The following is a 15,184-nucleotide window of genomic DNA, read 5'->3' as shown; positions in this document are numbered from 1 at the left end:
GCCCATCACGCCCCAGCACCACCCCCATGCGGGCCATATTCCACCGAAAAATTTCCCGCTCCTCGTCCTCGCTCGCTATCCCAAACGTTACTCGCTGCTCAGGTGTCAGAAAAATCTCGTCCATCATCCTGCCTCTTCTCATTCAGCCCGCACAAAAACAGCACACAATCATTACGACATCGGAATCGAGCAGGTACAACATAAACACTGGCCGCAAGTCGATATGAGCGCGCTGGTTGAGTGCCCTCATGGACTGGGCCCCTTGACCTTCAACCAGCCCTGCCGCCGGAAGGGGTACGTCGAGCAGATGCGGCGCCACGTCCACACCTCGCTCCGCGTCCACCAGTCCGCAGGCGGCTGGCGGCCGACGTCCCGCAGGTTGCCGAGGCCACGGTAGCCGACGCCGTCGAGCCGGAAGGCGGCGTTGGATTCCAGCACCAACACCTTGTCCGTCTCCGGGTGGAAGTCCACGACGAGGAAGGTGTGCCCAGAGCCCCACTGGCTGCGCCACCCCTGGATGAGCGTCCACGGGTGGGGCGGCACATCCGCCGACGGTGCCACCAGGGCCATGCCGGACTCGACGGCCGCCGTCACGGGGGAGAAGTAGTCCTGGGTGGGAGCAATCATCATCTGCCGGTGGCGATGCGCGTCCCACGAGAAGGCCGCGCGATGCGCCTCGGAGAAGGCCTTCACGAGCAAGGCCTCGACGAAGGTGCAGCAGTTGTTCAGTCGGGGCGGCGCCAACGGGACACGGACGCCAGGCAGCGCCCACGGGTAGTACGCCCTGCTCACGTCGTACCGGTAGTCGACGAACGCCCACAGGAGCGCGAAGAGACGCTCCTCCTGGATGGCCAGCGGCTCATTGGCGAACGAAAGCCGGGCCATGGCAGGGGCGCCCTCCTGGGAGACGAGCGTCGCGTAGTGCTGCGTGCGCCAGCGCGTGCACACCCATGTGTCGAGCCCGCTCAACTGGGGCACCATCAGCCGGGCGTAGTCGGTATCGGGCGTGGGGTAGCGGGCCTTCTCCTCGAGCACGAGATAGTCGCCCGCCTCGACATAGCCCTCGGGTGACTTGCTCGTGTCCGGCAGCGCGAAGCCACGCAGGCGCGCGGGCAGTCTCGCGACACGGTAGGTGTCCATGGTGTCTCCTCCGCGTTGAAGATTGCTTCAGCGTGTTCGGCAGGGCCGGCGCCACAGAGCCCTCCCTGGCGTGTCGCAGTTCGTCTCGACACAACCCCAAAGCACGCACACCCGATGTCCCCGAAATCGGGCCCGAGGCCTTTGCCCTCGCTGGAGGTGAGGCGCGCGGCTCCCCACCGCCCTCTCACGTCGAGGGCGTCCCTCCCACCGCGCGCCTTGCCTCCACCTGATGGGGGAGGCCCGTGTGCAGCGCGACGTCAAAGTCTTCGTTCTCTCCGGATCCTCGGGCGCGCCACACCCCGAGCCGGGCTTCACCGTCGAGGCGTCCACCCTCGACGGCCTGCTTGATGCGCTCCACGGCGAGTTGGCGGCCCGCGGCCAGCGCGTGCGCGCCGTCTCTCACACCCCCACGGGCCTATTGGCTTACGTGGAGGACCGCCCGTGACAGTGCCCGCGGAGGTCCACCAGGCCGAGGAGCGTCTCCAGGACATCCTCAAGGCGGTGGTGGTAGGCGCCCGTGTCGACGAGCCCGCCAGCCGTCCTGGTGGCGAGGAGGCCTTGGCCTTCAGCGATGCGGGCGCCCTTCAGCCTCCATACGATCCGGAGGCCCTCTGCCTCCTCGTCGAGCACTCCAACTCGCTGAGGCAGAACGTCGACGCCTACGCGACGAACATCGACGGTTTCGGATTCCGCTTCGAGCCCGCCATCGACTTCGACGCCGACGGGGCACAGGGAAAGGTGGCCGACGCCATGGCCCTGGAGCGCCTGTCCGCGCGTGACGCGGGCACGCTGCCTCCGGGGACGCCCTTGCGCCCCACGGATGAGGAAGTCGCCGCGCATGCAGAGGAGGTGCGTCAGCAGGCCCGGGTGGAGAAGGCCCGCCTGGAGTCCTTCTTCGATTTCTGTTGCTTCGACTCCAGCTTCGTCGAGCTGCGCCGCCGCACCCGCCATGACTTGGAGGTGACGGGCAACGCCTATTGGGAGGTGCTGCGGGACGGAAAGGGCGACATCGCCCGCTTCGTGTACGTGCCCTCATTCACCGTGCGCCTCCTCCCACTGGACAAGGAGGCCGTCGAGGTGCGCGAGCGCGTGCGTATCTCCGCCGTCAGCTTCGACACCGTCACCACCCGTAGACGCCTGCGCCGCTACATTCAGGTGCAGGGCAGCGAGCGGGTGTACTTCAAGTCCTTCGGGGACCCGCGCGTCATCTCTCGCCTCACCGGCCGCGCCTTCCCAGACGTCACAACCCTCAAGGCCGCGGACGCTTCGGACGGACCCGCCACGGAGATCATCCACTTCGCCATCCACTCGCCGCGCTCGCCCTACGGCATTCCTCGTTGGGTGGGCACCCTGCTGTCCGTTCTCGGCTCCCGGCAGATGGAGGAGGTCAACTACCTCTACTTCAACAACAAGTCCGTCCCGCCCCTGGCGCTGCTCGTCTCCGGTGGGCGTCTCTCCGACGCCTCGGTGCCGCGCATCGAGCGCTTCATCGAGGAGAACCTCAAGGGCAAGGCCAACTTTCACAAAATCCTCATCCTTGAGGCGGACGGCGCCGGCACCGGCGATGGAGGCCGCGCGAAGATTGAGCTGCGCCCCCTGACGGACGCCCAACAGCAGGACGCCCTCTTCCAGGAGTACGACCAGCGCAACATCGACAAGGTGGGCAGCGCCTTCCGCCTGCCGCCGCTGCTGCGCGGCGACGGACGGGACTTCAACCGCTCGGTGGCGGAGGCACAGCTGCGCTTCGCTGAGGACCAGGTGTTCCAGCCCGAGCGCGACGAGTTCGACTTCCTCCTCAACCGCAAGGTGCTCGCGGACATGGGCGTGCGCTTCTGGCGCTTCCGCAGCCAGACGACTGCCACGAGAGACCCAGAGCGAATGACGGAGATGGTGGAGCGCCTGGTGCGCGTGGGCGTGCTGACCCCCGAGGAGGGCCGTCACCTGGCCGGCGACATCTTCCACCGAGAGTTCCGCAAGATTGGGGACGACTGGGTGAAGCGCCCCATCACCCTCACACTCGCGGGCATCCAGACGGGCGTCGAAGATTTGAAGCCCCAGAAGGACAGGGGCTCGCTGCTGAGCGAGGCGAAGCGCCTCTTGGGGCTGCGAGAAGAGCTTCGGGCTGAGGAGGAGCGCCTGGCCCAAGGGCGCCTGGCACTGGCCCGGCGCTACATGGACACCGAGCACGTAGCCGTCCCCCGGGCGGAGTTCGACACCTGGTTCTCGGAGAAGGCCCCATGACGCCCGAGCAACTCCAGCGCGCGTGGGTGCTCCAGGCCCAGGCCGACGCCGAGCGCGGTGTCCTGGAGTGCCGCATGTGCCGTAGGCGCGGCCCTCTTGAGGAGACGACGACGCTCTGGCGCAACGGCCTCCTCGTCTTCGCGCTGTGTGACAGGTGCGCGGCGAGCCACGACGTCGTCTTCTCCCCTACTGCGGCCGGCGTCGAAGTGCGCGCCAAGCGCCGCAGTCCCGTGGAGCTGGTGGCGCAGGAGGTGCCCCGTGTGCACGGCCCCAGCTGACAGCCTCCTCCTCCTGCATGAGGCGCGGGCAGTGGCGGACACCCTCCTGGGAGACATCCTGCGGCTGCCGGTGGCCAAGGCCCTGGACGTTGGCACCGCCGCGGGCATGGACCGCGCCGTGGCCCTGCTTGCCGCGCGCCTCCGTCGCGCTGTCGGGCGCGCGGATGTAGACGCCATACGAGAGACGGTGGCCGTCCTCGACGTGGACTGGAGGACGACGACGGCGGCCCAGCGCAGGCGCCTCGTCGCCCAGGCCCTGGAGGCCGCTGGCCGGCGGACAGCCGTCATCCCCTCCCGCATCCACGCGCCCCTCGGTGACGCAGCCGAAGAGGTGGTGGCGTCCACCCGCAGCCACGCCCGACGAGAGCAGGGCCTCGCCCTCGCCGCCCGCTTCAACGCCGTCGACAGGCGCGTGGCCCAGCACATCGTCCGCACCCAGGGCAACTTCGTGCGGGACGAGTACGGGCGCCGGCTGGACGCCTTCGGCCAAGAGGCTCGGCAGCTCGTGGCTGAGGGGCTGGAGGCGGGCCTGGGGAGAAGCGACATCGCCGAGTCCTTGGAGCGGGCCGCCCGCGGCGCGCTCATCGAGCGGGCCCCCTTCTATTGGGAGGTGGTGGCGAGCCATTTCATCGGACAGGGGCGCTCCTTCAGTCAGATGAGCAGCTACGCCGAGGCCGGCATCCGCCGCTACCGCATCGAGGCTGTCCTCGACGAGGCCACCACCCAGGTGTGCCGCTTCCTCCACGGGAAGACATTCTCCGTAGGCGAGGCCCTCCAGCGCTTCGAGCGATTGGAGTCCCTCAGCCAACCCGAGGACGTGAAGCAGGAGCTGCCCTGGGTGAGGGAGCGCCTCGACGCGGACACCGGGCGAGCCCTCCTCTACGTCAACCGAGGGGGCCAGGAGACGCGTCTGGCCGAGGTGCTCCGCTCCGCCGCCGGCACACGCGACGACGTTGGCGAGTTCCGCGCGCTCGCTTCGGACAGGCAGCTCGCGGACGCAGGCGTGGGCTTCCCGCCGTACCACGGCCTCTGTCGCACGACGACGCTCGCCGTCACGTGAGAGCCACCATCCTTCGCTGTTCGGGTGAGGATCTCCGGCGAAGGAGTACGCAACACAGGCGGCTCGACAGCGGGCGAGTGCGACTCGCTCCCGCAGATCCGCCCTGGGCCTCCTCCAAACTCGCCAACTCTCACGTCGGCGCCATCCAGAAAGAACCAACCCCGTCCCGGGGCACGGACAGGCCCTCCGGCGCACATCCGCTGTGCCTGGAGAGGCTGGCGACCTGCAGGAGCACCGGCACATCCCCTGCAATTGACGAATTGCCTCTCGCGAATCCCCTTCCCCTCCATGCCAATGTCCCGCCCCGCCCTCGCCCTCCTTCTCTTCCAGCTCTGCATCTCCCTCCCTGCGTTTGCCAGCTCCCTCCAGTGCAGCCACAGCGATGGACCATGCACGACCAATGCGGACTGCTGCTCCTCGGCGAATGTCTGCGCCCAAGGCACTTGCCGCACCGCCAGGGGCCCAAGTCTCTCCTGCAATCGTGGAGGCGGCCGCTGTGCTACCTCCGACACGTGCTGCCCAGGCTTCACCTGTGAGGGAGTCCGTCCCGACGCGTCCTTTCCTACCGGCATTTGCACTCCGTCCGCTTCGTGCACCCCTATGGACTCACCGTGCAGGGCTGGCGGCTCATGCTGCGACGGCCTCGTGTGTCGCGAAGGGGCATGCGTTCCCCCCACGCTCGCAGGCCCCCTGACATGTGGCTCCTCGGATGCTTCGTGCGAGGGGACCTCGGAGTGTTGCGTTGGATTCACCTGCTCCAGGGGACGGTGCGCGAAGCCCGTCACTCACTACCGTGACGTCGGAGAGTCATGCGGGCCGCAAGCCTCGTGCTTCCTCGGCAATACCTGCGTCAACGGCGTCTGCGTCGATAACCGAAGCCTCCGAGCAGGAGGCTCCTCACGTGCACCATCCCCACCCGAAGCAGGTGCTGACGCCCTCCCACCCCCTCCTCAAGCCAAGCTGCGCGGCACAGCAGCCATCTGGCGTGAAGTTCACTGGGGGGAGGACGCCAAGAAGCAGGAAGCAGCACGCCTCGAGCAGAAGGAGGACGCACGACGAGAGGCGTCACGGCGAGAAGAGATGAGGCAGGAGGAGCTCCGTCGCCAGCAGCGTGAAAGCGACCGGCGCGAGGAGGAGAGGCGTCGCCAGCAGCGCGAAGACGCTCGGCGAGAGGATGAGCGACGTCGCCAGCGAGCCGATGACGCTCGGCGAGAGGAAGCGCGCAGGGCGGCGAGTCGCAACGGGCGGTAAGGGCGTAGGCGAACGAGATGAGTGAGCTGCAAGCGCCTAAGCGCTCCTCCCTCGTACTCCTTGCGTCGAAGCAAGCTCCCTACAGTTCGGAGGTGTCATCGCGTAGCCATGTCCCCGATTTTGCGCCGCGGGCCTTTGTCTCTGCCGGAGACGAACCGCGATGCAGATCACCTCGACACACACCCCCACCTCACCTCCGAATCAGGAGGGCAACACGACGACTCAGGAGTCGGTCGCCACTGTCAAGGTCGGGGCGACGCCCGCCGTCTGGCCCCACGACTTGAATCTCCCTACTTCCTGGGAGCTGTCGTGGGGCTTCGACCCTGAGGGCCTCCGCGATGGGTGACGCCCTCACAAAGGCCATCACTCGCGCCCGACACGTCCTGGAGTCCCTCCAGGGCGGTGAGCCGGTGGAGAAGACCATCTGGGGCAGCCCCGCCGGCAAGAAGCGCTTGGCGAAGCGCCTGGTGGCCATGCTGCCCGCGCACAAGACGTACGTGGAGCCCTTCGCCGGCAGCGCCGCCGTCCTCTTCGAGAAGGCCCCCTCGGACGTCGAGGCCATCAACGACGCGGACACCGAAATCGCCGACGCCTACCGACTCCTCCAGAAGCTGACGCCCGCAGGCCTGGCCAAGCTGAAGAAGCTGCCATGGGTAGGCGACGAGAAGACCTTCAAGAGTCTCTTCGACGCCAAGCCCCAGGGAGAGGTGGAGCGCCTGCACCGCTTCCTCTATCTGACGCACTTCTCCTACGGGAAGCTGCGTGGGCGCAGCTTCAGCCCCAGTGGCGCCGGCATCGCGGCGAAGACGCTCTCGCGCATCGAGCAGTTCGCCCCGCGCCTCAAGCGCGTGAAGGTGTACGGCGGTGACTACGAGAAGGTGGTCCGCAAGTACGACGGGAAGGACACCGTCTTCTTTCTGGACCCGCCCTATCCTGGCTACAACGTCGATGTCGGCGAGGGCCAGTTCGACGAGGAGCGCTTCTACGGCGTCCTCAAGTCGCTCAAAGGCCGCTGGCTCATGACGTATGGCATTCGGGGCAAGCTGCCCGGACTGCTGAAGGGCTCCGACTTCTTCGTGAAGCGGATCCGCACGCCTCGCACCATCGCCGCCATGCGCGGCGTGGGCGGCTCCTCTGTGCTGACGCAGCTGCTCGTCTCCAACTACCAGCCCGCCGCGAAGGCGCTGGTAGGTGACGGCCACTTCGCCGTGGACGACTGGAAGCCGGAGGAGCCGCCCGGCGCCGCCCCCTTTGTCACCACGGCGTCCCTCCTCAAGGGCGTCGCGCCCGACGACGAGCGGTATGTCCTGGGTGTCGTCCTGGAGCCGGAGACGGTGGACGCCCAAGGCGACATTTACTCCGCCGCTGAGATTCGCCAGGCGGCGCACCGCTTCATGGAGGAGTTCGGCGGACTCGGCCTCATGCACCAACTGCGCGTCAACGGGCAGGTGAAGGTGCTGGAGAGCTACCTGGCCCCCGTCGACTTCAACCTGGGCGAGGTGCAGGTGCGCAAGGGCACCTGGCTTCTCGCCGTGCGCGTCCTCTCCGACGAGCTCTGGAGCCGCGTGAAGGATGGCCAGCTGACGGGCTTCTCCATTGGCGGCACCGCACGCCGCCTCCCCGAGGCTTCGGCCGCCGAGACGCCTCCTTCCGACACCCCTTCCGCTAAGTCCCAGCCGGAGGCCGCATGACGAGCACCACCCAAGGCCCCGCGTCCGTCCACCGCCTCGTCGACATGGTGGTGGAGGAGGTGTCCCTCGTGGACAGGGCCGCCAACAAGCACCGCTTCCTCCTCGTGAAGAGAGACGACATGCACGACGCTCCCCAGGACACCGCGCAGGCCGAGGGTGCCACCAGCACCACCTCGGACACCTCCAAGGCCGAGGACGCAGTCCTCGCCTCTGCGCAACAGGCCCTCGAAGCGGTGACAGCCCTCGTCGAGGCGCTGACCTCCACGGACGGCATCGACGGCGTGCGCGTGGTGGAGGTGGCCCAGCACCTGCGCGCGCTGGCCGACGCACTGGAGGACGAGGACGAGGACGAAGACGACGAGGACGACGTCGAGGCGCGCGCCAAGGCCACCAACCCCGCGCCTCCTCCACAGCCAGCTCCGCCCGCTCCGGGCCCCGCGTCCTCCGGCGTCATGGACGGTCTGACGAAGCTCACCGACGCTGTCCGCGCGCTGGAGGGCTCCGTGAAGGAGCAGCACCAACGCCTGGGCCGCGTGGAGAAGCAGTTCGGCCTGCCCAACAGCAGCGCCCCCGCGGAGCGCCCGCCCAAGCCCTCCGCCGAGGACGTCGGCTGGCCCCTCGACATGAACAAGCCCCTCAACCGGGAGAGCGTCGACAAGGCCCTCTCCTTCCACGACGTCTGACGTCCCCACCCGCCCCAGGAAGCCTCAACGCCCAAGGAATCCCCATGAGTCGTCTCGACAACCGCACCCTCTTGGAGAAGGCCGACCTGGCCCTCGCCGACCTCACGGCGGGCGGCGGCATCCTCCAGCCCGCCCAGGCGCAGAAGTTCATGCGCCTCCTCATCAAGCAGTCGGTGCTCCTGCAGCAATGCACCGTCGTGCCTATGGCTGCCCCCAAGCAGCAGTTCTCCAAGCTGAAGTTCGGCAGCCGCATCCTTCGTCCTGGCCAGGAGGCCACCGCCGTCCCCGCGGCCCAACGCGTGAAGCCCGACCTCTCGCAGGTGGAGCTCGACGCGAAGCTCTTCAAGGGCGAGGTGCGCCTCTCCGACGAAGTGCTGGAGGACTCCATCGAGCGCGGCGAATTGCGCCAAACCCTCATGGAGATGATGGCGGACGCCATCAGCCGCGACATGGAGGAGATCCTCGTCAACGGGGACACGGCCTCGGCGGACCCCTTCCTCGCCACGTTGGACGGCGTGCTGAAGCAGGCCATCAGCAACGTCGTGGACGCGGCCGGCGCCCCCATCTCCAAGGACGTCCTGGGCGACCTGCTCAAGTCGCTGCCCTCGGAGCACCTGCGCGACAAGAGCAGCATGGGGTTCCTCTTACCAGCGTAGACGCGGACCTGGACTACCGCAGCACGCTGGCGGAGAGGGCCACGGCTGTCGGCGACAAGTTCCTCGAGGGTGACGCGCCGGTCCTCTACTCGGGCGTCCCGGTGCGACCCATCCCGTTGTGGCCGGAGAACCTCGGCGCGACGAATGACCGCACGGCCATCCTCCTGTGCAACCCGAAGAACATCCACGTCGGCATCTGGCGACAGATTCGTATCGAGTCGGCGCGCGACATCTCCGAGGGGACGCTGAAGGTGGTGGCCACGCTGCGCTTCGACGCGAAGTTCGCGGAAGAAGCGGGCACGGCCAAGGCCATCAACGTGCAGCTGTGAGGCCCACCATGGACAACACCTATCTCGTCCGACTCAAGGCCTACGACGCGCGCCGAGGCCACGTCCTGCGGCGCTACACGTATGCCGGCATCAAGTTCCAGGAGGAGCGCGGCTGGTATCGGGTGGAGAAGCCAGTGGCGGACTACCTGCGCTCCGTGCACCAGTTGCCCGGCGACACCTACTCGCCGCTCGCCTTTGACGTGTGCACGGAGGCCGAGGCGAAGTCCCTCGACGCCACCGAGGCTGACGAAGCCAAGGTGAAGCGCAGCGCCAGCGACGAGCTGAAGCTGAGTTCAGCGCGGCCCGCCGGCACGCTGACGACGGAGGACCTCCCGAAGGCCAGCGAGGAGAAGGACACCCGCCGCGCCAAGCGGGAGAAGGACTGACGTGTACGCCACGGTGGCCGACATGCGCGCCGAGGGCGTCACTGCGGCCATGGCGGGAGACACCCGCTTGGCCGTCCTCCTCGACGAGGCGACGCACACCATCGACAAGGTGACGGGGTGGCACTTCGAGCCGCGCTCGGCGACGTTGCACCTCGACGGGCGAGGCACCCCCTCCCTCTGGCTGCCGCTGCCCCCCATCCGCCTCTACCGCCTGGCCCTCTACGGGGCGGACGTGTCCTTCTCGCGGGAGCACCTGGTAGTCGTGGGTGCCCCTGTGGGGCCAGGCTTCGACGGGCCCCGCATCACCTTCCGGCATGGCCGTGTCTTCCCGCGTGGCGAGGGCAACGTCACCGTGGGCGCGCGGTGGGGCTACACCGAAGCGGACGGGACGCCCGAGGGGCGCACGCCGCCCGCCATCCGTCGGGCCTGCATGCTCCTCGTCCTGCGCAGCCTCTCGCCGCTGGCGGACGAGGCTTCCCTGGAGGAGCGCACGCGCTGGCGCGTGGTGGAAGAGAGGACGCGCGAGCAGAGCTACCGCCTCGACAGTGTCCGCCCCGCGGTGCGACCTCTCACCGGAGAGCCGGAGGTGGACACCCTCATCTCCCCCTACGTGAAGCCCTCCTTGCCCGGGGCGGCCTGATGAGGGGCAGGCTCATCTTCCCCTTCCTGGCCGAGTTGCACCGCTTGGACACCACCGTCATGGCGGGCCCCGGCCCGGGCCTCCATGCCAGCGGGTACGACGCGGACTTCCGCGAGCCGGTACTGGTGGACTCGGACGACGACGGCCTGGCCGAAGCCTTCCGTCGCGAATTCCCGCCCGTGCGTGTCCCCTGCCAGGTGGAGCCGGATGCCTTTGAGTCATTGCGCATGACTCCTTCCGGCAACAGCCCCCGGACGAGCTTCGAACTCGTCTTCCACTTCCGCGACTTGGAGCGCCTCGGCCTCGTCGACGCGGCCACGGGCGACGCCCTCATCCGCCCCAGCGACAGGCTGGGCGCCCTCTACGACGTCGCGGGCACCCTCGTGCAGGCCGTGAGGACGCCTCCCGGGCTCTACGTGACGGAGGCGCGCCCCACGGGCTTCGGACTCCAGCGCCGGAGGCCTCGCCGCAACCTCCTTCTCGTCACTTTCAACGACAGGCCCCAAGCCCGAGGACTCACGTGAAAGCACTGCTACTCGCCCCGCTTCTCGCCACCGCCCTACTCACCCGCTGCCGCGCGCCGGACGGGTGCGCGCCGGTGTCCACGCGCTGCGCCGGCAACGTCGCCGAAATCTGCAACGGTGACGGCAACTGGCAGGTGCTGGCCGACTGCGACGCCGTCAGCGAGAACAGCAGCGCATCCTTCAGCTGCGCCTACGTCAACGAGGAGGGCGTCGCGGGCCACACCTGCCTGCCCACCACCATGGACGCGGGCACCGCTGACGTCGGCGCCACGGAAGGCGGTGTCCTGTGAAGGGCTACCTCCAGTCCCTGCCTGGCGTGGGCGCCCTCTTCCAGCGCGGCGAGATTCAACCCGCCGAGGTGTGGGCCTTCTACCAGCACATGCAGTCGCGCCTGCGCACCAAGACGGCCAACAAGGCCGACTCCCTTGAAATGCAGCTGGCGGCCGAAGCGCTGCAGCGCATGAGCATCCTCGACAGGCAGCGCTTCCTGGAGAAGTACGCCACCACCGTGGGGCGCACCCTCTACCTGCCCTTCGAGGTAGGCGTGCCGAAGGGGAGCTGGGACTTGTGGGCCCAGGTGGTGGTGTGCGTCCACGAGCACCAGCACGTCGTCCAGCACGACGAGGAGGGCCCCAGCTACGAACTGGCCTACCTCACCAGCACCTCCGCTCGCGCCCGCTACGAGGCAGAGGCATACACCTGCAACCTAGAGCTGCACTACTGGCGCTACGGCACCCTTCCCGCCGTGAGGCCCATCGCCGAGGGCCTCAAGCACTACGGCTGCCGGCCGGAGGACGTGGAGGTCGCCGCCCACACCCTGGCCCTTACCTCGGTGTCCGTCCGCCACGGCGCGGTGGTGAGTGAGGCCACGCACGTGGCCCTCGAGTGGCTCAACTCGCACGTCCCCCACCTGCGGGCCAAGCAGGGCTGAGGCGTCCATGGCCGTCTCTCGCACCGGAGACTGGGCACGGGCCCGCCAACTGCTGGCGGCGGGCTCGTCGCGCCTTGAGGGGGCGATGCAGGCGGCCCTTCGTCAGGAGGCACACGCCCTGCGCAAGGAGGTGGTGCAGGGCCTCACCCAGCAGGCGCCAGGTGGCGAGCCGCTCCGCCCGCCCTCGCCCCTCACGCTGGCGGCGCGCCAGCTCGCGGGCTTCAGCGGGACGAAGGCCCTCCTCGTCTCTGGTGTGCTGCGCAACTCCATCTCCGTCGTCGTGGAGGGCGACGAGGCCTTCATCGGAGTGCCCCGCTCGGCGAAGAGTCCCGACGGCGAGTCCCTCGTCGACGTGGCGCAGTTGCAGGAGTACGGAGGTCCGCCCGTCGTCATCCCCATGACGCCGAAGATGCGGCGCTTCCTCTTCGCGCTCCTGCGCCAGGCCGGCCAGGCGCGCACTGGCGGCAGTGGGCGCGGCGTCATTGTGACGCAGACGCCCGCGCGCCCCTTCCTCCGGCCAGCATTTGCGAAGTTCCGCCAGGGCGCGAGCCGCCGCTTCCTCGCGCGCATCGCGAAGGAACTGGGCCTCGGAGAGCCCGGGTAATGGCCATTCCCTCCCTCACCTCCGTGACGCCCTCTTCGGGCCCCACCAGCGGCGGAGACATTCTCCGCCTCGCCGGCACTGGCTTCGCCGCACGGGTGGCAGTGCGCCTGGGCGGGCTGCGCGCGGAGGTGCTCTCTGTCCGTGAAGAGGCAGGCACCCACTTCGCGGACGTGCGGACGCCGGCCCATGAGGTGGGCGCCGTCGACGCGGAGCTACACAACCTCTCCGCGGACGGACGCCCCATTCCAGGAGAGGCCGCTGTCCTTCCGGGGGCGTACCGCTACCTGCGCCCGCGCGTCGCGAAGGAAGCGGACCTCACCCGCCTCGTGCGCACCCTGCTGCGTGAGTTGAAGCGGCAGGTGGTGGCCAACGTCAGCGCCAGCGTCTCCGTCGACTACGACGACACGGTGGCCGACGGCCTCAACGTCATCGCCATGGCCTCGTTGCCCTCCGTGGTGCTGTCAGGCCCAACGCTGCGCGAGAGTCGTCGCTACTCCACCAACGTCTTGCACGAGGACGTCGTGCAGGGCCCCTCCGGCGCGGAGTTGGTGCGCAGACGCCCCGCGTACACGGCGGACCTGGCCTTCACCCTTACGGTGGCCTCCGAGCGCACCGCCGAGTTCCTCAACCTCATGGCCGCCGTGGCCACCTTCCTCAACCGCAACCGCTGGCTGGCCATGCCGAGGGACGCAGAGGACGCCTCGCGCGGCACCGTGCGCTGGGAGGTGGACGCGGACGGCGAGGTGCGCACGCAGCTCGGCAGCCGCGACGACGTGCGTGCCTTCACGTGGGGCTTGGTGGTGCGCGGCTTCGACGTGGACGAGGGCCTGCCCCTCGACATCGGCAAGGCCGTCGCCAGCACTCACCTCGAAACAGACTCCCTCTCCGGAGGCACCTCATGAGCGTCACCCTCACCAATGCCCTGGGCAGGCTCGTCACATTCGTGCTGCCCCACGAGTCGTACTGCGTGGCGCGCGGCGCGTGCGCCTGCGGCGTGCAGCCTGGCCGTGGCGGCCGGCGCCTGCCTTCGTCGCTCACCCTGGCCACGGGCGTGACGCTGGAGGACGTGCCCGAAGCGGCCCTCTCCGTGCCCGCTGTGGCGGCTGCCATCCGCCAGGGCGAAGTCACCCTGAAGCGACAGGCCCCTACCGCCCCGCCGTCATCGCCCCCCTCTACCGCGCCGGAAGCGTCGCCGCGCGCGTCCCGGAAGAAGCGAGGTGCCTCGTGAGTCGTGAGCTGCTGTCGTCGAAAGTCGTGTTTGAGGAGGAGGAGCCGCGCGTCCGCGGCATTCCCTCCGTGCCCACCTCCGTGGCCGGCGCTGTCGGTCTGGCGGAGCGCGGCCCCATCGGACAGGCAGTGCTATGCACCTCCATGGAGGACTACCAGGCCACCTTCGGCGGCTTCACACCAGACTCCGACCTGGCCCTCGCCGCCATTGGCTTCTTCGAGAATGGCGGCAGTCACCTCTGGGTGGTGCGCACCGTCCACTACGAGGACGCCTCCAACCCCGAGTCACACACGGCCACGCGCGCGGCGGCGGCCCTCACCACGGGCGGAGGGCCCACGCCCGCTGTCGTGCGCGGCACGCTGCGGCCCCCCTTCACGCTGGCCGACGGACAGCGTCTGGAGGTATCCGCCAACGGCGCCGCGGCGGCGGACGTCGTCTTCTCCGGTGCCGCAGCTTCCGTCGCCGCTGGCCGACCGGGGCCCTATGCCCTCACCGCCGGGCAGTCGCTCCGCGTGCGCGTCGACGACGGCCGGGACGTCTTCATCACCTTCAACGAGGGGGACTTCGAAGACATCACCCAGGCCACCGCTCAGGAGGTGGCCACCGTCCTCAACGCGAGCATCGTCGGCGGGCGAGCCACCGTGGCGGAGGGTGTGCTGAGGATTGCCAGTGACACCCAGGGCGCCTCCAGCCGTCTGGAGGTGGGCGACGAAATCGCAGGCACCGTCTTCGGCTTCCCCGGCGGCCCTCAGGTGGGCAGTGGCAACGTCCAGAGTCTGCGCGCCGTCGAACTGACCGAGGTGCGCGCCCTCGTGGAGGCCTCGGTGGCGGGTGTCCGCGTGGCGCCTTCCTCCCTGGGGACGCTGCAGTTGCTCACCCAGCCCACGGGGCCTGGCGCCTCCTTGCGTGTGCAGGGCGACGCAGGCTCCGGCCTCGGCCTGGACGCACTGCCGCACACGGGCGACGCCTCCGGCGCCACCGACGTCCTCCACCTGGAGGCCAAGGACGCGGGCGCTTATGCCAACCGCATCGAGGTGGAGGTGCGTCCCTCTACCAACGGTGCCCCCGACACCTTCGACGTCCTCGTCCTCGAGGACGGAGCCTACCGCGAGTCCTTCCCCAACCTCTCCGCGTCCGAGGACGACGCGCGCTACGTCGAGCGCATCGTCAATGACGAGCGCACAGGCTCCACCTACATCCAGGCTTTCATGGTGCAGCCGGACGCAATTCCTGACGTGCAGACGGTGGCCCTCTCGGCCGGCGCGGACGGCCTCGTCGGCCTGGACGACACCGACTTCATCGGCTCCGAGGCCGGCCGGAGCGGCCTTTTACGCGCTCGACGAAGTGCAGGACCTCTCCCTCCTCCTGGTGCCCGGGCGCGCCACCCCCGCCGTCCACAACGCCATGGTGCGCTACTGCGAGGTAGCGCGCGATGGCCTCGTCTTCGCGGTCCTCGACTCGCCTGCGGGCTACAGCTCCACGGACATCGTCGCCTACGTCTCGCAGGAGGCCGCCCTCGAAGGACTCTCTGAGCACGCGGCC

18 protein-coding genes are annotated in these 15,184 nt (G+C 68.9%); 17 read left to right on the top strand and 1 reads right to left on the bottom strand.

Going from position 1 to position 15,184, the window contains the following annotated elements:
* Window positions 1-246: 246 nt before the first annotated feature.
* Window positions 247-1,140, bottom strand: coding sequence for a hypothetical protein (locus tag D7Y11_RS19770; RefSeq protein ID WP_126934474.1), 894 nt, complete (start codon window positions 1,138-1,140; stop codon window positions 247-249).
* 244 nt (window positions 1,141-1,384) lie between these two features.
* Between D7Y11_RS19770 and D7Y11_RS19765 the strand changes: the two genes are divergently transcribed.
* From D7Y11_RS19765 to D7Y11_RS19685, 17 genes are all read left to right on the top strand, one after another.
* Complete coding sequence (locus D7Y11_RS19765) at window positions 1,385-1,585, top strand: hypothetical protein (RefSeq protein WP_126934473.1); 201 nt, start codon at window positions 1,385-1,387, stop codon at window positions 1,583-1,585.
* On the top strand, window positions 1,582-3,381 hold the full coding sequence (locus D7Y11_RS19760) for a phage portal protein (protein ID WP_126934472.1): 1,800 nt from the start codon (window positions 1,582-1,584) through the stop codon (window positions 3,379-3,381). Before D7Y11_RS19765 ends, D7Y11_RS19760 begins: the two co-directional genes overlap by 4 nt.
* Complete coding sequence (locus D7Y11_RS19755; protein ID WP_126934471.1) at window positions 3,378-3,659, top strand: hypothetical protein; 282 nt, start codon at window positions 3,378-3,380, stop codon at window positions 3,657-3,659. Before D7Y11_RS19760 ends, D7Y11_RS19755 begins: the two co-directional genes overlap by 4 nt.
* Window positions 3,640-4,719, top strand: coding sequence for a head morphogenesis protein (locus D7Y11_RS19750; protein ID WP_126934470.1), 1,080 nt, complete (start codon window positions 3,640-3,642; stop codon window positions 4,717-4,719). Before D7Y11_RS19755 ends, D7Y11_RS19750 begins: the two co-directional genes overlap by 20 nt.
* A 1,589-nt stretch (window positions 4,720-6,308) precedes the next feature.
* The gene (locus tag D7Y11_RS19740) at window positions 6,309-7,661 is read left to right on the top strand and encodes an XkdF-like putative serine protease domain-containing protein (protein ID WP_126934468.1); all 1,353 of its coding nucleotides are present in this window, start codon (window positions 6,309-6,311) and stop codon (window positions 7,659-7,661) included.
* On the top strand, window positions 7,658-8,344 hold the full coding sequence (locus D7Y11_RS19735) for a hypothetical protein (protein ID WP_126934467.1): 687 nt from the start codon (window positions 7,658-7,660) through the stop codon (window positions 8,342-8,344). The genes D7Y11_RS19740 and D7Y11_RS19735 overlap by 4 nt, the downstream gene beginning before the upstream one ends.
* A 44-nt stretch (window positions 8,345-8,388) precedes the next feature.
* A complete protein-coding gene (locus D7Y11_RS19730; protein WP_126934466.1) occupies window positions 8,389-9,000 on the top strand; it encodes a phage major capsid protein in 612 nt (203 codons plus the stop codon).
* Window positions 9,001-9,101: 101 nt separating this feature from the next.
* Window positions 9,102-9,329: a hypothetical protein gene (locus tag D7Y11_RS19725; protein WP_121755093.1), complete on the top strand. Its 228-nt coding sequence runs from the start codon at window positions 9,102-9,104 to the stop codon at window positions 9,327-9,329.
* Between the two features lie 8 nt (window positions 9,330-9,337).
* A complete protein-coding gene (locus D7Y11_RS19720; RefSeq protein ID WP_126934465.1) occupies window positions 9,338-9,715 on the top strand; it encodes a hypothetical protein in 378 nt (125 codons plus the stop codon).
* A gap of 1 nt (window position 9,716) precedes the next feature.
* Window positions 9,717-10,355, top strand: a complete 639-nt coding sequence (locus D7Y11_RS19715; protein WP_126934464.1) for a hypothetical protein — start codon at window positions 9,717-9,719, stop codon at window positions 10,353-10,355.
* A complete protein-coding gene (locus tag D7Y11_RS19710) occupies window positions 10,355-10,879 on the top strand; it encodes a hypothetical protein (RefSeq protein ID WP_126934463.1) in 525 nt (174 codons plus the stop codon). The genes D7Y11_RS19715 and D7Y11_RS19710 overlap by 1 nt, the downstream gene beginning before the upstream one ends.
* Window positions 10,876-11,169 carry a hypothetical protein gene (locus D7Y11_RS19705; protein WP_126934462.1) on the top strand — a complete coding sequence of 98 codons (294 nt, stop codon included), beginning with the start codon at window positions 10,876-10,878 and terminating at the stop codon, window positions 11,167-11,169. The genes D7Y11_RS19710 and D7Y11_RS19705 overlap by 4 nt, the downstream gene beginning before the upstream one ends.
* Window positions 11,166-11,810: a hypothetical protein gene (locus tag D7Y11_RS19700; protein WP_121755088.1), complete on the top strand. Its 645-nt coding sequence runs from the start codon at window positions 11,166-11,168 to the stop codon at window positions 11,808-11,810. The genes D7Y11_RS19705 and D7Y11_RS19700 overlap by 4 nt, the downstream gene beginning before the upstream one ends.
* 7 nt (window positions 11,811-11,817) lie before the next feature.
* Window positions 11,818-12,414, top strand: a complete 597-nt coding sequence (locus D7Y11_RS19695; RefSeq protein ID WP_126934461.1) for a hypothetical protein — start codon at window positions 11,818-11,820, stop codon at window positions 12,412-12,414.
* The gene (locus D7Y11_RS19690) at window positions 12,414-13,316 is read left to right on the top strand and encodes an IPT/TIG domain-containing protein (protein WP_126934460.1); all 903 of its coding nucleotides are present in this window, start codon (window positions 12,414-12,416) and stop codon (window positions 13,314-13,316) included. The genes D7Y11_RS19695 and D7Y11_RS19690 overlap by 1 nt, the downstream gene beginning before the upstream one ends.
* The gene (locus tag D7Y11_RS43340) at window positions 13,313-13,642 is read left to right on the top strand and encodes a hypothetical protein (RefSeq protein ID WP_158641964.1); all 330 of its coding nucleotides are present in this window, start codon (window positions 13,313-13,315) and stop codon (window positions 13,640-13,642) included. Before D7Y11_RS19690 ends, D7Y11_RS43340 begins: the two co-directional genes overlap by 4 nt.
* Window positions 13,639-15,174 (top strand): phage tail sheath protein, encoded by a 1,536-nt coding sequence (locus D7Y11_RS19685; protein ID WP_158641963.1) that lies wholly within the window; start codon window positions 13,639-13,641, stop codon window positions 15,172-15,174. The genes D7Y11_RS43340 and D7Y11_RS19685 overlap by 4 nt, the downstream gene beginning before the upstream one ends.
* Window positions 15,175-15,184 lie beyond the last annotated feature (10 nt).

This window comes from Corallococcus sp. AB018, from assembly GCF_003986945.1.
GTDB classification, from domain to species: Bacteria; Myxococcota; Myxococcia; order Myxococcales; family Myxococcaceae; genus Corallococcus; species Corallococcus exiguus.
Note: the sequence above shows the minus strand (reverse complement) of the source record. Positions and strands in the feature narration are given on the sequence as shown.